The 14,907-nt window shown below is 65.5% G+C and carries 12 protein-coding genes; all 12 read right to left on the bottom strand.

Annotated features, from left to right (window positions below; genetic code table 11):
• Positions 1-7: 7 nt before the first annotated feature.
• Positions 8-271 (bottom strand): phosphoribosyl-ATP diphosphatase, encoded by a 264-nt coding sequence (locus tag CXY83_RS14130; protein WP_104197951.1) that lies wholly within the window; start codon positions 269-271, stop codon positions 8-10.
• The gene (gene rpe / locus CXY83_RS14125; protein ID WP_104197950.1) at positions 268-951 is read right to left on the bottom strand and encodes a ribulose-phosphate 3-epimerase; all 684 of its coding nucleotides are present in this window, start codon (positions 949-951) and stop codon (positions 268-270) included. Before rpe ends, CXY83_RS14130 begins: the two co-directional genes overlap by 4 nt.
• A gap of 242 nt (positions 952-1,193) precedes the next feature.
• Positions 1,194-2,723: an RsmB/NOP family class I SAM-dependent RNA methyltransferase gene (locus tag CXY83_RS14120; protein WP_199184974.1), complete on the bottom strand. Its 1,530-nt coding sequence runs from the start codon at positions 2,721-2,723 to the stop codon at positions 1,194-1,196.
• On the bottom strand, positions 2,720-3,637 hold the full coding sequence (gene fmt, locus CXY83_RS14115; RefSeq protein WP_104197949.1) for a methionyl-tRNA formyltransferase: 918 nt from the start codon (positions 3,635-3,637) through the stop codon (positions 2,720-2,722). Before fmt ends, CXY83_RS14120 begins: the two co-directional genes overlap by 4 nt.
• A complete protein-coding gene (locus CXY83_RS14110) occupies positions 3,638-5,683 on the bottom strand; it encodes a hypothetical protein (RefSeq protein WP_104197948.1) in 2,046 nt (681 codons plus the stop codon).
• Positions 5,684-5,696: 13 nt separating this feature from the next.
• The gene (gene metK, locus CXY83_RS14105; RefSeq protein ID WP_104197947.1) at positions 5,697-6,890 is read right to left on the bottom strand and encodes a methionine adenosyltransferase; all 1,194 of its coding nucleotides are present in this window, start codon (positions 6,888-6,890) and stop codon (positions 5,697-5,699) included.
• Positions 6,891-6,964: 74 nt separating this feature from the next.
• Positions 6,965-8,191: a bifunctional phosphopantothenoylcysteine decarboxylase/phosphopantothenate--cysteine ligase CoaBC gene (gene coaBC, locus CXY83_RS14100; protein ID WP_104197946.1), complete on the bottom strand. Its 1,227-nt coding sequence runs from the start codon at positions 8,189-8,191 to the stop codon at positions 6,965-6,967.
• Between the two features lie 24 nt (positions 8,192-8,215).
• A complete protein-coding gene (gene rpoZ, locus CXY83_RS14095; RefSeq protein ID WP_092107764.1) occupies positions 8,216-8,476 on the bottom strand; it encodes a DNA-directed RNA polymerase subunit omega in 261 nt (86 codons plus the stop codon).
• A 115-nt stretch (positions 8,477-8,591) separates the two neighbouring features.
• The gene (gmk, locus tag CXY83_RS14090) at positions 8,592-9,512 is read right to left on the bottom strand and encodes a guanylate kinase (RefSeq protein WP_104198109.1); all 921 of its coding nucleotides are present in this window, start codon (positions 9,510-9,512) and stop codon (positions 8,592-8,594) included.
• Positions 9,505-10,410, bottom strand: a complete 906-nt coding sequence (gene pyrF / locus CXY83_RS14085) for an orotidine-5'-phosphate decarboxylase (protein ID WP_104197945.1) — start codon at positions 10,408-10,410, stop codon at positions 9,505-9,507. The genes gmk and pyrF overlap by 8 nt, the downstream gene beginning before the upstream one ends.
• Positions 10,411-10,430: 20 nt before the next feature.
• Positions 10,431-13,718: a carbamoyl-phosphate synthase large subunit gene (gene carB, locus CXY83_RS14080; protein WP_104197944.1), complete on the bottom strand. Its 3,288-nt coding sequence runs from the start codon at positions 13,716-13,718 to the stop codon at positions 10,431-10,433.
• On the bottom strand, positions 13,718-14,902 hold the full coding sequence (carA, locus tag CXY83_RS14075; protein WP_369831172.1) for a glutamine-hydrolyzing carbamoyl-phosphate synthase small subunit: 1,185 nt from the start codon (positions 14,900-14,902) through the stop codon (positions 13,718-13,720). The genes carB and carA overlap by 1 nt, the downstream gene beginning before the upstream one ends.
• Positions 14,903-14,907 lie beyond the last annotated feature (5 nt).

Raw genomic sequence — 14,907 nt, 5'->3', positions numbered from 1 at the left:
GTGTGGATCACAAATGTCGGTAGATGTCGGCCGGAGAGAGGCCCTTGGCGATCATCATGACCTGCAGGTGATAAAGCAGCTGGGAGATTTCAGCGGAGGTTTCGTCGTCGCTTTGAAACTCAGCGGCCATCCAGACTTCGGCGGCTTCCTCAACAATTTTCTTGCCGATGGCGTGCACGCCGGCGTCGAGTTCGAGCACGGTACCGGAGCCCTCTGGACGGGTGGCGGCCTTGTCGCTCAGTTCTACGAAAAGGTCATCGAATGTTTTCACAACTCTAGGTTACCCGCCCCGTGCCGGTGGCTAGCCGCGCGCTCCCGCAGCAGGCCGATTTGGGCGGCCGGATTCTCAGCCCCGAACACGCTGGAACCAGCCACGAAAGTGTCGGCGCCGGCCACAGCTGCGATCTCGATAGTCTGTGCGGTAATGCCGCCGTCCACCTGCAACCAGACGTCGAGGCCGGTCTTTTGGACTGCTCTCCGCAACTGAACCAGCTTCGGCATGGTCGATTCCATGAAGCTCTGGCCGCCGAATCCGGGTTCTACAGTCATCACCAGCACCTGGTCGAATTCGGGGAGCAGTTCGAGATATGGTGCGACATCGGTGCCCGGTTTCAGGGCGATGCCAGCGCGCGCGCCGATCTGCCGCAGGCGACGGGCCAGAGCGACGGGCTCGGTCGTGGCCTCGGCGTGGAAGGTGACCGAGTAGGCACCGGCCTCGGCGTAGCCGGGCGCCCACCGCTCGGGATCGTCGATCATCAAGTGGATGTCCAGCGGCAACGGCGATATCTGCTGCAGGCGTTCGACCATTCCCAGCCCGAAAGTGAGGTTGGGAACGAAGTGATTGTCCATGATGTCGACGTGCACGAGGTCGGCGGAGCGGATGCGACCCAGCTCGCTCTCAATATTGACAAAATCGGCGGCGAGAATGCTCGGATTGATGCGGTTAGCCATCCGCTCAGTTTATCGAGCCCCGCGCGACGCGCGGTTGCCCCCTGGTTCGTACCGTTTGCGGGAGGGTCTCAGTCGAGCTGAACGAGTTCGCTCCGGGTGCGATGTGGGGCGGTTTCGGCGTCGTACCCAGCCAGAGGTTTCGATACTGGCGTGCCCAGTCTCTCAACCGGGCCCGCGTCCCGGGCCCCGAACGTGAAAGAGACCGGGAGCGCACGCATCGGCCCACGCCGGCGCGCCGGCTCTTACTCGTTGGAGCGCTGCAGCAGGGTGATGAACATGGCGTCGGTCCCGTGGCGGTGCGGCCAGAGCTGAACACTCCCGGTGTCGGCGGGCAGGTCAAGGTTCGCCGCGCTGAATGACTGCACGACGGCCGCAGTGTCGAGCGCCGTCACGGTTCCGCCGGCATCGCGCACGGCGAGGGCGACGATCGCCCGCGTCTCGGCGGTGTGCGGAGAGCAGGTGACATAGGCGAGGATGCCGCCGGGCTTGAGCGCGAGCAAAGCCGCCTCGATGAGTCCAGACTGCAGACCAGCGAGGTCGGCGACGTCCTTGGGCTGTTTGCGCCAACGAGCCTCGGGTCGGCGCCGAAGAGCGCCGAGGCCGGTGCAGGGGGCGTCGAGCAAAATACGGTCGAAGGTTTCCGGGTGCGTTCGGCCGATGGTGGTGCCGTCGATTTCCCACACCGGAACTGGCTCGGGGAGAGCCTCGAGGGCGGTGCGCACGAGGGTCGCCCGGGCGGGAACAAGCTCGTTGGCCACAAGTTCGGCTCCCCCGGCACGTGCCTCGGAAGCGAGCAGGGCTGCCTTGCCACCGGGTCCGGCGCAGAGGTCGAGCCACCGCTCCCCCGCAACGATCGGCCGGGCCCGACTGAGTGCCAGAGCGGCGATCTGCGATCCCTCATCTTGCACCCGAATGCGACCCGCCGTCGCCGTCACGAGGTGGTAGGGGTCTCCGGAGTCCAACACAAAACCAACCGGCGAGAATTCATCGGCGAGGCCCAGCCGTTCGCGGTCTTCGTCGGTGGCGAGACCGGGCAACGCGACCATATTGACCTTTGCCGCCATATTGTCAGCTGCGAGCAGATCGGCCAGCTCGTCTTCGTGACCCTCCGCACGCAGTGCCTGCCGAAAAGCCCGCACGATCCAGGCGGGATGTGAATATTCGGCGGCGAGCCGGTCATCGACGTTGACCGCACCTTCGAGCACCCGGTCACGCCATTCCTCAGCGCTCGATCGGGAGATGGTGCGCAGCACGCCGTTGGTGAAACCGGTCGCGGAGCGCGAACCGACCTGCTTGGCGAGCGAGACGGACTCGTTGACCGCGGCGTGGGTCGCGATGCGAGTGGCCAGCAGCTGATGGGCGCCAAGGCGGAGCACATCGAGAATGGCCGGATCGATGGCGCTGACCGGTCTGTTGGCGGCGAGGGCGATCACACGGTCATAGAACCCCTGCATGCGCAGGGTCCCGTAGGTGAGCTCGGTCGCGAGGGCGGCATCCGCCGTATTCAGGGCTGCGCGTTGAATGCGGGTCGGCAGCAGCAGGTTCGCGTACGCGTCGGATTCGCGCACCGCCGCGATCACCTCATAGGCGATGCGTCGAGCCGGCTGCACGAAGTCGGCCGGGACCGGGCGAGACCGGGCATTGCCCGACGGTGCCGAGTCGGCCGCCCGATCCGAGTGAGCACGGTCCGAGCCTGCACGGTCCGAGCCTGCACGGTCCGAGCCTGGACGGGCCGAGCCTCCGCGGGCCGAACCTAGGCGATCGTCACTCATGACGCCGTCACCGATTCTGCCGCCACTCCGCGCCACCAGTCGTTCGCTGTCATCGCTGTCTTTCCGGCCGGTTGCACGCGCAGCAGAACCAGGGGTTCGGTCTGCGTGCCTACCAGCACTATCTTTTCGCGCTGCACAATAGTTCCGGCAGGCAGGTTGGGTTGGTCGACGCTGGGAGCGACCTCGAGAAGTTTCAATTCGGCGCCGTTCACGGTCGTGAACGCACCCGGCTCCGGGGTCACTCCGCGAATATGGTTGTAAACGGATGCCGCCGGTCGGCTGAACACGATCCGCGCATCGTCCCGCACGAGTTTGGGCGCGAGGGTCGCCTCGCCGGTCTGCGCCACGGCCAGGGCGGTGCCGGCGGCGAGCTCAGAGACGACCCGCAGGAGCAGAGCGGCGCCGCTGTGGCTGAGCTCATCGAGAAGCATTCCTGATGTGGAATGTGCGCCGAGGGGTTGGGAGAAACTCCCGAAAACGGCACCGGCGTCGAGTTCGGGTACCAGCTGGAACACTGCGGCGCCGGTGAGTTCATCACCGGCGATGACGGCGCGCTGCACCGGCGAGGCCCCCCGCCACCGCGGCAGGAGGGAGAAGTGCAGGTTGATCCAACCGAGGCGGGGAACGGAGAGCATAGGTTCGCGCACGATGCCGCCGTAGGCGACGATGACACCGAGGTCAGGTTGCCGGGCGCGGATGGTCTCGGTCGCCTCAGCGTCGAGTCGGTTGGTCTTCAGTACCGGGTAGCCATAGGCCACCGCGGCCTGCGCGACCGGCGACGGAGTGAGGGTGCGCTTGCGGCCGAGCGGAGCATCCGCTCGAGTGATCACGGAGACGATCTCATGATCGGAGCTGGCCAGGGCCGTGAGGCTGGGCAGCGCGACCTCGGGCGTGCCGGCAAAGACGATTTTCATTTAAAGCAGCTCCGGGTCGTCGAATCGAACTTTAAGTGTAGGTGGCGGTTGGAACGAACCCGACTTCGACTTGCGGCGTTTGGCGGCGTTTCGCACGACCGCCGCCTTGAGCGCGTGGGCCACTTCATCGCCGCGGGCGTAGCCGAACCGAACGACCGCCCGCACCAGGGGGGCCTCGGTGTCGACCGGGCCCAGTATGTCAAGGCCTGCCACCGCAACGAGATCAGCGAGGGCAGCGTCGACGTCTGCAGCGGTGCCGGTGACCGAAGCCACGCGCACGGCCGGCGGAAACCGCAGCTGGCGACGGTCGGCGAGCTCGCTCGCGGCGAAGCTGTCTGGCCGCCAGGAATTGAGTGCCCGGGCGAGGGCGCCCCCGACCCCGGCGAGCAACACGGGAGCGCCGGGTGCGGCAAGAGCGGCCGCGTTGGCCCACCAGCGCAGGCAGTCCTCAGCGACGCGCAGCGATTCGCGGGCAAGCATCCGCTCGCCGTCGAGGATGAGGATGGCCCGGTAACCATTGGTCGGCACCGGTTCGGCGCCCCGGGTGGCGATCACGAGAGCGGGCTGGGCGCCGAGGGTCTGAATCGTGTGTTCGCCGTCGGCGACGATGACGCGCGCGCCGGGAAAGGCGCGGCCGAGTTCTTCAGCGGTGCGTCCGGTGCCGAGCGTCACCACACGCAGTTTGGTGCCTTCGCAGTGCGCGCAGGTCCAACCGGCGGCGAGGGCGCCGCACCACCGACAAGACGGCACGGCCGAGGCTGACTTCAGCCCGAGCGGACCCTGGCAGCGGGTGCACCGGGCGGCTTTCTTGCAGCTTTGGCAGGCGAGCATCGGGGCATACCCCGGGCTCGCGACCTGCACCAGTACCGGCCCGTGCGCGAGCGCCTCCCGGGCAGCCTGCCAGGCTGCTGAAGGGATCCGGGCTGCGCGAGCCTGTTGGTCGGGCTCGGATTGAAAATCAGTGGGGATGATGCGCGGGTGTCGGTCGGCGGCCGGATTCACCTCGGTCAGGTATCCGAGCTCGACCAGGCGCTGGGTTTCGACGCTGCGCGAGTGGCCGAGGAGCACGAGGGCACAGTCACTGTCCTGCTGGCGCACCAGGGCCGCGTCGCGGGTATTGACGTAGGGGCTGAGCGGTTCGGAGTAGAGCGGGTCGCCGTCGTCCCAGACGGCGATGAGACCGAGGTCGTGCGCGGGGGCGTAGACGGCCGAGCGGTTGCCGAGGATGATGCGCGGCGCGGGTTCGAGGCAAGCCAGAAAGGCGCGGTACCGGTCGGGGTTCGGCTGCCGGGCATCGACCCGACAGAGCGGCAGCGTCGGGGCGAGCTGGGCCAGGGCGGCCTGTACCTGGTCCTGATCACGAAAGTCGGGCACGCAGAGAATGGCGCTCTGACCTGCGCTGACGGTGGCGACGGCGAGTTCAGCCAATGTTTGGGCCCAACGGCCGATCGTGCTGCCGTCGATCAGCTGCGTGAGTTCGGGGATAGCGGCGACGGCGACGCGGTGGTGCTCCATGATCACACTGTCGAGCCGTCCGGTCGGGTAGCCGACGAAAGCGGGAGCGGCCAGGCCCATCGTTACGGGTGACGGACCAGGATCAGCCGGCTCGGTACCCGTGCTCAAAACAGCAGCAACGGCCTGCGCCGCCAACCAGGCCTTTTCAACGCGCACCTGCCGCGGCGGCACCGCGAGTCGGATGATGTCACTCGCGTTGCCGGCAGCCCGATCCGCCAGCCGTCGCGCCAGTTTCCACACCTCGGGCGTGAGCACGACAGCCGGGGATACGACCGAGTCGAGTGGACTCAGGGCGCCGCGGAAGGCGACATCCGTTTCAGAGTCGGACCGGGGCCGAGCGGATCGCGGATCCAGCACCTCGATCACATACGCGTCCACGACACGGCCGCCAGAGCGAAAGGGCACCTTGACGCGCATTCCCGCCGCAACCTGACCGACCAGTTCGGTGGGGACGCCGTAGTCGAACAGGTGGTCCAGTTGCGGCAGGGGGGACTCGATCAGCACCCGTGCGACGAGGCCGGAGTGCGTCATGACTGCGCCGACTTCAGAGGCCGGCGGCGCGGATCAGGTCGTCGACCTTGTCGAGACGCTCCCAGGTGAAGTCGGGAAGCTCCCGGCCGAAGTGGCCATACGTGGCCGTCTGCGCGTAGATCGGACGCAGCAGGTCAAGCGAGTGGATGATGGCTGCCGGTCGCAGGTCGAACACGGCGCGAATAGCCGCGGTGATCTCCTTGTCGGGCAGCACACCGGTGCCGAAAGTTTCAACGTACAGGCCAACCGGGGACGCTTTTCCGATCGCGTAGGCAACCTGCACTTCGAGGCGCTCGGCCAGGCCGGCAGCCACGGCATTCTTCGCAACCCAGCGCATGGCATAGGCGGCAGACCGGTCGACCTTGGATGGGTCCTTGCCGCTGAATGCACCGCCGCCGTGGCGGCTCGATCCGCCGTAGGTATCGATGATGATCTTGCGACCGGTGAGGCCGGCATCGCCCTGCGGGCCACCGATTTCAAAGCGCCCCGTCGGGTTGATCAGGGTTGTGAGCGCAGAAGAATCAAGATCGATCAGGTCGAGCACCGGACGAATCACGAGCTCTTCCACCTCGAGGCGCAACTGCTCGGTGGAAACCGAGGGCGCGTGCTGGGTCGACACCACGACGGTTTCGACGGTGCGCGGAACGATTCCGTCATAGCCGATGGTGACCTGGGTCTTGCCGTCGGGGCGCAGGTAATCGAGTTCGCCGCTCTTGCGCACGAAGGCGAGGCGTTCGGCCAGGCGGTGGGCGATCCAAATGGGGATCGGCATGAGTTCGGGTGTTTCACGGGTGGCGTAGCCGAACATGATGCCCTGGTCGCCGGCGCCCTGGCGGTCGAAGTCGTCGACGCTGGACTGCTCGCGCGTTTCGAAGGCGTTGTCGACGCCCTGGGCGATGTCGGGCGACTGGCCGCCGATAGAGATTTCCACGCCGCAGGAGCGGCCGTCGAACCAGACGTCGGAAGAGTCGTAGCCGATGTCCGTGATGCACTTGCGCACGATCGAGGGAATCTCGACATACGCCTCGGTCGAGACCTCGCCCGCCACATGCACGAGCCCCGTCGTGACCAGGGTCTCAACCGCGACCCGGCTGTGCGGATCGTCGGCGAGCAGGGCATCGAGGATGCTGTCGGAGATCTGGTCGCAGATCTTGTCGGGATGACCCTCGGTCACTGATTCCGAGGTGAAGAGGCGAAGATCGCTCATCTGGCCCGTCTCTGTTTACTAAAAAACATAGTTTTGAATGAAAACGTAGAAGTTGTTGCCTGTCGCAGCGGACGCTAGCCGATCAGGTCAAGTATGCAATTGGCCACCGACACTTTGCTGCCGGAGGCCTCATTCACTATAACTCCGTCGCGATCGAGCACCGTCACGGTGTTACGTTCCGTGCCGAAACCGACGCCCGGGCCCACCCGGTTCACGACCAGGTAATCACAACCCTTGCGGGAGATTTTGGCGCGGCCGAGGGTGAGCAGCCGATCGGCATCCGTTTCCGTCTCGGCGGCGAAGCCGATGATCAGCTGGCCCCGCCGGCGCGCAGCAGACAGGCTGGCCAGGATGTCGGGATTTTTGACAAGTTCCAGGGTGAGGGTATCCCCCACGTCTTCCTTCTTGATTTTACCGACCTGTACGGTCTTGGGCCGATAGTCGGCCACCGCGGCGGCCATGATGATGACCTCGGCCGATTCGGCGGCGAGCGTCATAGCCTCGTGCATCTCCACGGCGCTGGTGACCCTGACGGTGGTGACGCTGGTGGGAACGGGCACTTCGAGATTGGCGGCGACCAGGGTGACCTGAGCTCCCCGGGCCAGCGCAGCCTGAGCGAGTGCGACGCCCTGCTTTCCACTCGACCGATTGCCGAGGAACCGCACCGGATCGAGAGGTTCCCTGGTGCCGCCGGCGCTGATCAGCACCCGGCGACCGGTCAGATCGTGCACAGCGGATACTGCGGACTCGCCACCGGGCTGCAAGCGGTCGAGCACAGCCAAAGCCATCGCCACGATGGTCTCGGGGTCCTCCATGCGCCCAGCGCCGGTGTCGGTGCCGGTGAGGCGACCGACGCCGGGGCCGACGATGGTGACGCCGCGCGACCTCAGCGTGGCGACATTGGCGACCGTGGCCGCGTTGTTCCACATCTCGGTGTGCATGGCCGGGGCGATCACGAGCGGCGCGGTGCTGGCCAGAATCGTGTTGCCGAGCAGATCATCGGCCAGGCCAACGGCAAGTTTGGCAATGCTGTTAGCCGTGGCCGGGGCCACGATGATGAGGTCGGCGCTCTGCCCGATGGCTACATGACGCACCTCGGCGACGCCCTCATAGAGGTCGGTATGCACCGGGTTACGCGAGATCGCTTCGAGGGTCGGCTTGCCAACGAAGCGCAGGGCCGCCGCGGTGGCGACGACGTGCACCGAGTCGCCGTTCAACACGAAAGCGCGCACGATGTTGACTGCCTTGTACGCTGCGATGCCGCCGGTGATGCCGACGACGATCGTGCGAGGTGTCTTCATCCTGCGCGCTTAGGGTGTGGTGTTCTAGGCCTCGACGATCGGGCGGGAAACGAGCTTGTCGTCGTTGATCTCGCGCAGTGCAACCGAAAGCGGCTTGTCTTCAACGGTTGAGTCCACGAGCGGTCCGACATTGTCGAACAGGCTGCCTTCGTGCAGGTCGGCGTAGTAGTCGTTGATCTGGCGCGCACGCTTGGACGCGAAAATCACGAGGGCATACTTCGAATCGACCTTGGACAGGAGGTCGTCGATGGGCGGGTCAATGATGCCAGTGGGCTTGTTCGCCATTGGTGTCACACTCCTAATAGAGCACGGCCGTGGCCTGTGCGAATCTGTTGTTGAACGAGAAAATACGATCGGCAAACGCGTCCGAAGACACGCAAGAATTCATCAGAAACGGGCGCTACGACATGCTGGATGCAGCGCGGATCTCCATCAAGTCTACGACCTCACGAGCGGCGTCGCCGACATCATGGTTGATCACGCGATAATCGAACTCGCCCTGGGCCGCTAATTCCAGCTTTGCGGTCTCGAGACGGCGGGCCTGTTCTGCCGCGTCTTCGGTGCCGCGACCGATGAGGCGGCGCACCAGTTCCTCCCAGCTCGGTGGCAGCAGGAACACGAGGCGGGCTTCCGGCATGGCGCGCCGGACGGCGCGGGCGCCCTGCAAATCGATTTCGAGAAGCACGCTGTTGCCTGCAGCGATGGCGTCGTCGACCGGTCCGCGGGGGGTGCCGTAGCGGTAAGCGTTGTGCACTGTGGCCCACTCGAGCAATTCGCCGGACTCGATCATTTTATCGAACTCGTCGTCAGAGACAAAGAAATAGCTCACTCCCTCAATCTCTCCCGGACGCGGCGCTCGGGTCGTCGCTGAAACGGAGAGCAGCACGTGCGGGTAGTTCTCGCGAATGTACCCGGCAACAGTTCCTTTGCCGACGGCAGTCGGGCCAGCAAGAACGATGAGCTTGGAGTCGACAGCGCTATGGCGCAGGGTGGGTCGTTCAGAGAGAAAATCGCGCAGCCGATCGCGCTGGTGACGGCCGAGCCCACCGAGGCGTTTGGACGGTGAAATCTCCAAACGGTGAATGATGCGCTGCATCTTGGTCACGCCGATGGCCGGAATACTCACGAGCAACTCGGTCACTCGCAGCCGACCCTCGGTTCCGATCGGGTTCGCAATCGCTGTGGCGAGTACCTCGAGCGCGGTCCGTTCGCCGGAGGCAACCTCCGCCTTGACCCGGGCGCGGGCACGGCGTGCCGCGACAGCGGCACGGGAGGCAGCCACCCGGTCGACTTCGGGCGGGGTTGGACGATTTTCAGCCACGAACGGCACCTACCTCGGCTACTCGGCGCTCAATGGCTTCTTCGATTCGGTGGGGTCCGGCCGAGAGCACACTGCGCGATTCACTCACGATAACCCCATCGGCGTATCCGCCATATATCGAGATCAGATCCATAATATTCCCACCTTGGTGTCCGAAGCCCGGTGCGAGCACGGGTGTTCGAAATTCGGTCGGCGCCTGGTGCACGTCAATGCCAAAGCGGGCCAGGTCGAGAGTGGCTCCCAGCACGACGCCGATCGACCCGAGACCGGTCACTGCACGAACGGATGCCGCCATTTCGGTGGCCCGGCCGACACGCGCATTGCGCTCTCCGACATCATCGAGAATGGCGCGGGCGACACTCGAACCGGCGTAGCTCCCGTCGGCTACGATCGCTCGCTGAATGTCTTCGGCCTCGGGGTTGGACGTCGCGGCAAGCAGGAAGACACCCTTGCCGTGTGCTGCCGCGAGACTGAGTGACGAGTCGAGCGAACCGACACCCATGTACGCGGCCAGGGTGAGGGCATCCACTTCGAGCGGGGAACCGGGTGAGAACCAGGCCTCGGCATACGCCAGTGCGCTCGTGCCGAGGTCGCCGCGTTTGGCGTCGCCGATCACGAGCAGACCAGCCTGCCGGGCGTCGGCCAGTACCCGTTCGAGCGCGACGAACCCGGCCGAACCGAAACGTTCGTAGAAAGCGACCTGAGGTTTGACGAGGCCGACCCGGCCGGCCGCAGCGGCGACAACCGCGCGGCCGAAGGATTCGGCGCCGGCGGCCGTATCGGGTAGGTTCCAGTCGCTCAGCAGCCAGGAGTGCGGATCGATGCCCACGCACAGCTGGCCGCGCTCGGCGAACACTCCAGCGAGACGATCACCGAAGGAGAGACCCGATCCGGTCACGCCCGGTTCAGGCGACCTCGTCACAACAGGGCCGTTCGCGCGGTGGCGTATTCCTGGAGCGAGGTCACCTCGAACCCGTCGCGAATGGAGTCGATTGAGGCGACCGCGGCGCTGAGCTCCGCAATCGTGGTGAACAACGGCAGGTCGCCGGCAACGGCGGCTGCGCGAATCTCATAGCCGTCGGCCCTGGCCGTGCTGCCACCGGGGGTGTTGATGACGATCTGAATCTCTTCGCGGCGAATGAGCTCGACGATGGACACGTCGTCCTCCCCCGTTTTCTCACTGAACTTGGTCACGACGCGGGCACGGATACCGTTGCGCTGCAGCACCTCGGCGGTACCGATGGTCGCGGTGATCTCGTAGCCGAGCTGCTGCAGCCGCAGCATGGGCAGGATGATCGCGCGCTTGTCGCGGTCGGAGACCGACACGAAGACGGTACCGGACAGCGGAATTCCACCGTAGGCGGCGAGCTGGCTCTTGGCAAAGGCCCGCGGAAAGTCGCGGTCGATGCCCATGACCTCGCCGGTGGAGCGCATCTCCGGGCCGAGGATGGAGTCGACGACGAGGCCCTCGGGGGTGCGGAACCGGTTGAACGGCAACACGGCTTCCTTCACCGCGACCGGTGATTCGATCGAAACGCGAGAGCCGTCGATCAGCGGCAGCTTGCCCTCGGCCTTGAGCTCGGCGATGGTCGTACCGACCATGATCAGCGCGGCGGCCTTGGCGAGCGTGATGCCCAGCGCTTTCGCGACGAACGGCACCGTGCGCGAGGCGCGCGGGTTGGCCTCGAGCACGTAGAGCACACCGGCGCCGATCGCGAACTGTACGTTGAGCAGGCCCTTCACGCCGATACCGCGGGCGATGCCGAGCATGGCTTCGCGTACCCGGTCAATTTCGGCGCGCCCGAGGGTGACCGGCGGCAGGGTGCAGCTCGAGTCGCCGGAGTGGATTCCGGCCTCTTCGATGTGCTCCATGACGCCGCCGATGTAGAGCTCGTGACCGTCGTAAATAGCATCGACGTCGATCTCGATCGCATCGTCGAGAAAACGGTCGACGAGAAGCGGATGCCCCGCGCCGATGATTCCCTGCCCGGCCATGCGGGTGAAGTAATCGGCGAGCGACGGGGAATCGTAGACGATCTCCATGCCGCGGCCGCCGAGCACGTAGCTTGGGCGCACGAGCACCGGGTAACCGATCTCTTCGGCGACCACGACGGCACCGGCGAAGTCGATCGCTGTTCCGTTGCGGGGCGCGAGCAGGCCGGCATCGTCCAAAATCTTCGAGAACAGTCCGCGTTCCTCAGCGAGGTCGATCGCGTCGGGGGTGGTGCCGAGAATGGGGATACCCGCCGCTTCCAGGCCTCGGGCGAGGCTCAATGCGGTCTGGCCGCCGAGCTGTACGACGACGCCGACGAGTTCGCCGCTCTGGCTTTCGGCGTAGATGACCTCGAGCACGTCTTCCAGGGTGAGCGGTTCGAAGTAGAGCCGGTCGCTCGTGTCGTAGTCGGTAGAGACCGTCTCGGGGTTGCAGTTGATCATGATGGTCTCGTAGCCGGCCTCCGACAGTGCGAAAGAGGCGTGCACGCAGGAGTAGTCGAATTCGACACCCTGCCCGATGCGGTTCGGGCCGGAGCCCAGGATGACGACTTTGCGGCGGTCGCTGGCGACGACCTCGGTTTCGTCGTCGTAGCTGGAGTAGTGGTACGGCGTGAGGGCGGGAAACTCCCCCGCGCAGGTGTCGACGGTCTTGAACACGGGACGCACGCCGAGAATGTGGCGCACGGTGCGGACATCCGCTTCGCCGAAACCGCGCAACTCACCGATCTGGGCGTCGGAGAAGCCGTGGTCCTTGGCGAGGATCATGACGTCGCGGTCGAGCCGGTCGGCGGCCTTGACCGAGTCGGCGATCTCGTTGATCAGAACGATCTGATCGAGGAACCACGGGTCGATCTTGGTGGCGGCGAAGACCTGATCGATGGTCGCGCCACGGCGGAGGGCCTGCTGCACGGTGACGATGCGGCCGTCGGTTGGAATCTCGGCGGCAATGAGCAGTTCGTCGACCGTGCGGGATTCCTCACCCCAGTGAAAGCTCGAGCCGCGCTTCTCGAGCGAGCGCAGCGCCTTCTGCAATGCGGATGTGAAGCTGCGACCGATCGCCATGGCTTCACCAACCGACTTCATGGTCGTGGTCAGGCGCATGTCGGCGGCCGGGAACTTCTCGAACGCGAAGCGCGGCACCTTGACCACGACATAGTCGAGGGTGGGTTCGAAGCTTGCCGGGGTGACACCGGTGATGTCATTGGGGATTTCGTCGAGACGGTAACCGATGGCGAGTTTGGCCGCAATCTTGGCGATCGGAAAGCCGGTGGCCTTGCTGGCCAGGGCAGAGGAACGCGAGACCCGCGGGTTCATCTCGATCACGATGACGCGGCCGTCGACCGGGTTGATCGCGAACTGGATGTTGCAGCCGCCGGTGTCGACGCCGACGGCGCGGATGATGTCGATGGAGATGTCGCGCAGGTGCTGGAATTCACGGTCGGTCAGGGTGAGGGCCGGGGCGACGGTGATCGAGTCGCCGGTGTGGACACCGACCGGGTCGATGTTTTCGATGGAGCAGACGACGACGGTGTTGTCGGCCGTGTCGCGCATCATCTCGAGCTCGTACTCTTTCCAGCCGAGAATCGACTCCTCGAGCAGTACCTCGGTCGTCGGGCTGTGGTGCAGGCCGTCGGTGACGATGCGGCGCAGTTCCACCTCGGTGTAGGCAAAGCCCGAGCCGAGTCCGCCCATGGTGAAGGAGGGACGCACGACCAGCGGGTAGCCGAGGTCGGCGGCGTAGCCGACGGCTTCCTCGACCGTGCGGGCGATGAAGGACCGGGCCACGCCGGCGCCCGCGTCGATGACGAGCTGCTTGAAGATCATGCGGTCTTCGCCCTTGTTGATGGCGTCGAAGCTCGCGCCGATCAGCTCGACGTCGTACTTCTGCAGGATTCCGCGCTCGTGCAGCTGGATTGCCGCGTTGAGGGCGGTCTGCCCACCCAGGGTCGGCAGAATCGCATCCGGCCGTTCCTTGGCGATGATCGTCTCGAGAATCTCGGCCGTGATGGGTTCGATGTAGGTCGCATCGGCAAAGTCGGGGTCGGTCATGATGGTGGCCGGGTTCGAGTTGACCAGGATGACGCGAACGCCTTCCTCGCGCAGCACCCGGCAGGCCTGGGTGCCGGAGTAATCGAACTCGCACGCCTGGCCGATGACGATCGGGCCACTGCCGATGACAAGAACGCTGTTGATATCGTCGCGCTTGGGCATTATTTGGTTTCTCCTGCAATGCCGCGCTGCGAAGCCAGCACAACGTCTCTGAATCGATCGAACAAGTGGTTGGCGTCGTGCGGGCCGGAGGCTGCCTCCGGGTGATACTGCACCGAGAAAGCGTTGATGTCGAGGCAGCGGATGCCTTCGACTACCTGGTCGTTGAGGCTGTAGTGGCTCACTTCCACGCGACCGAACCCGGCGCGCGAGTCGTGGACGCCCTCGATAGGCATGTCGACGGCGAATCCATGGTTCTGCGAGGTGATCTCCACCCGTCCGGTGGTCTTGTCGAGCACGGGCTGGTTGATGCCCCGATGCCCGAACGGCAGCTTGTAGGTGCGAAACCCGAGTGCCCGGCCGAGCAGCTGGTTGCCGAAGCAGATACCGAAGTAGGGAATGCCGGCGCGGAGCACCTCCTGCAGCAGGGTGACGTGGGCGTCGGAGGCAGCCGGGTCACCGGGTCCGTTGGAGAAGAACAGGGCAGAGGGCTTCAGCGAGAGAACGTGTTCGGCGGTGACCGACTGCGGCAAGACGAGCACCTCGAACCCGCGCTCGGCGAGGTAGGTGAGCGTGCTGGTCTTCACACCGAGGTCGAGCACCGCGACGGAGCCGATGCGTTCGCCCTGGGCGGGAATCGAGAAGGGTTCGACCGTCGAGACCTCCAGCGAGAGATTGCGACCGCGCATGGGCGCGCCCGAGAGCACCCGTTCGAGCTGTTCACTGTCGGACAAGCCGAACAGGTCGCCCGAGAAGATGCCGCTCTTCATCGCGCCCTTCGAGCGAATGTGGCGGGTGATCGCACGGGTGTCGATGCCGCTGATCCCGACGACGCCCTGGGCTTCGAGGTCGTCGTCGAGGGTGCGGGTGGCACGATGATTCGAGGCGATCCGGGCCGGTTCCCGCACGATGAAGCCGGCGACCCAGATTTTCCTGGACTCCATGTCCTGGTCGTTCATTCCGGTGTTGCCGATGTGCGGGGCAGTCATGAGTACGATCTGCCCGGCGTAGGACGGGTCGGTCAGGGCTTCCTGATAGCCGGTCATGCCGGTAGCGAAGACGATTTCGCCGAGCGTCTGGCCTTCGCTGCCGTAGCGGCGGCCTACGAAGCGGCGGCCGTCTTCGAGAACGAGTACGGCCGGGCCCGGCCGGTCGGTCGCCGAGAAAGTGCTACTCACTGCGGGCAATACGG

The organism is Cryobacterium sp. M15 (assembly GCF_002929675.1).
Taxonomy (GTDB): Bacteria; Actinomycetota; Actinomycetes; order Actinomycetales; family Microbacteriaceae; genus Cryobacterium; species Cryobacterium lyxosi.
This window is presented reverse-complemented; position numbering and strand designations above follow the sequence as displayed.

What these genes read in the sequence shown, in the direction of transcription:
- metK (WP_104197947.1), bottom strand. Translation starts at nt 6,890, where the DNA reads ATGAGCGATCTTCGCCTCTTCACCTCGGAATCAGTGACCGAGGGTCAT.
- coaBC (WP_104197946.1), bottom strand. Translation starts at nt 8,191, where the DNA reads ATGAAGACACCTCGCACGATCGTCGTCGGCATCACCGGCGGCATCGCA.
- rpoZ (WP_092107764.1), bottom strand. Translation starts at nt 8,476, where the DNA reads ATGGCGAACAAGCCCACTGGCATCATTGACCCGCCCATCGACGACCTC.
- carB (WP_104197944.1), bottom strand. Translation starts at nt 13,718, where the DNA reads ATGCCCAAGCGCGACGATATCAACAGCGTTCTTGTCATCGGCAGTGGC.
- rpe (WP_104197950.1), bottom strand. Translation starts at nt 951, where the DNA reads ATGGCTAACCGCATCAATCCGAGCATTCTCGCCGCCGATTTTGTCAAT.
- fmt (WP_104197949.1), bottom strand. Translation starts at nt 3,637, where the DNA reads ATGAAAATCGTCTTTGCCGGCACGCCCGAGGTCGCGCTGCCCAGCCTC.
- CXY83_RS14120 (WP_199184974.1), bottom strand. Translation starts at nt 2,723, where the DNA reads ATGAGTGACGATCGCCTAGGTTCGGCCCGCGGAGGCTCGGCCCGTCCA.
- CXY83_RS14110 (WP_104197948.1), bottom strand. Translation starts at nt 5,683, where the DNA reads ATGACGCACTCCGGCCTCGTCGCACGGGTGCTGATCGAGTCCCCCCTG.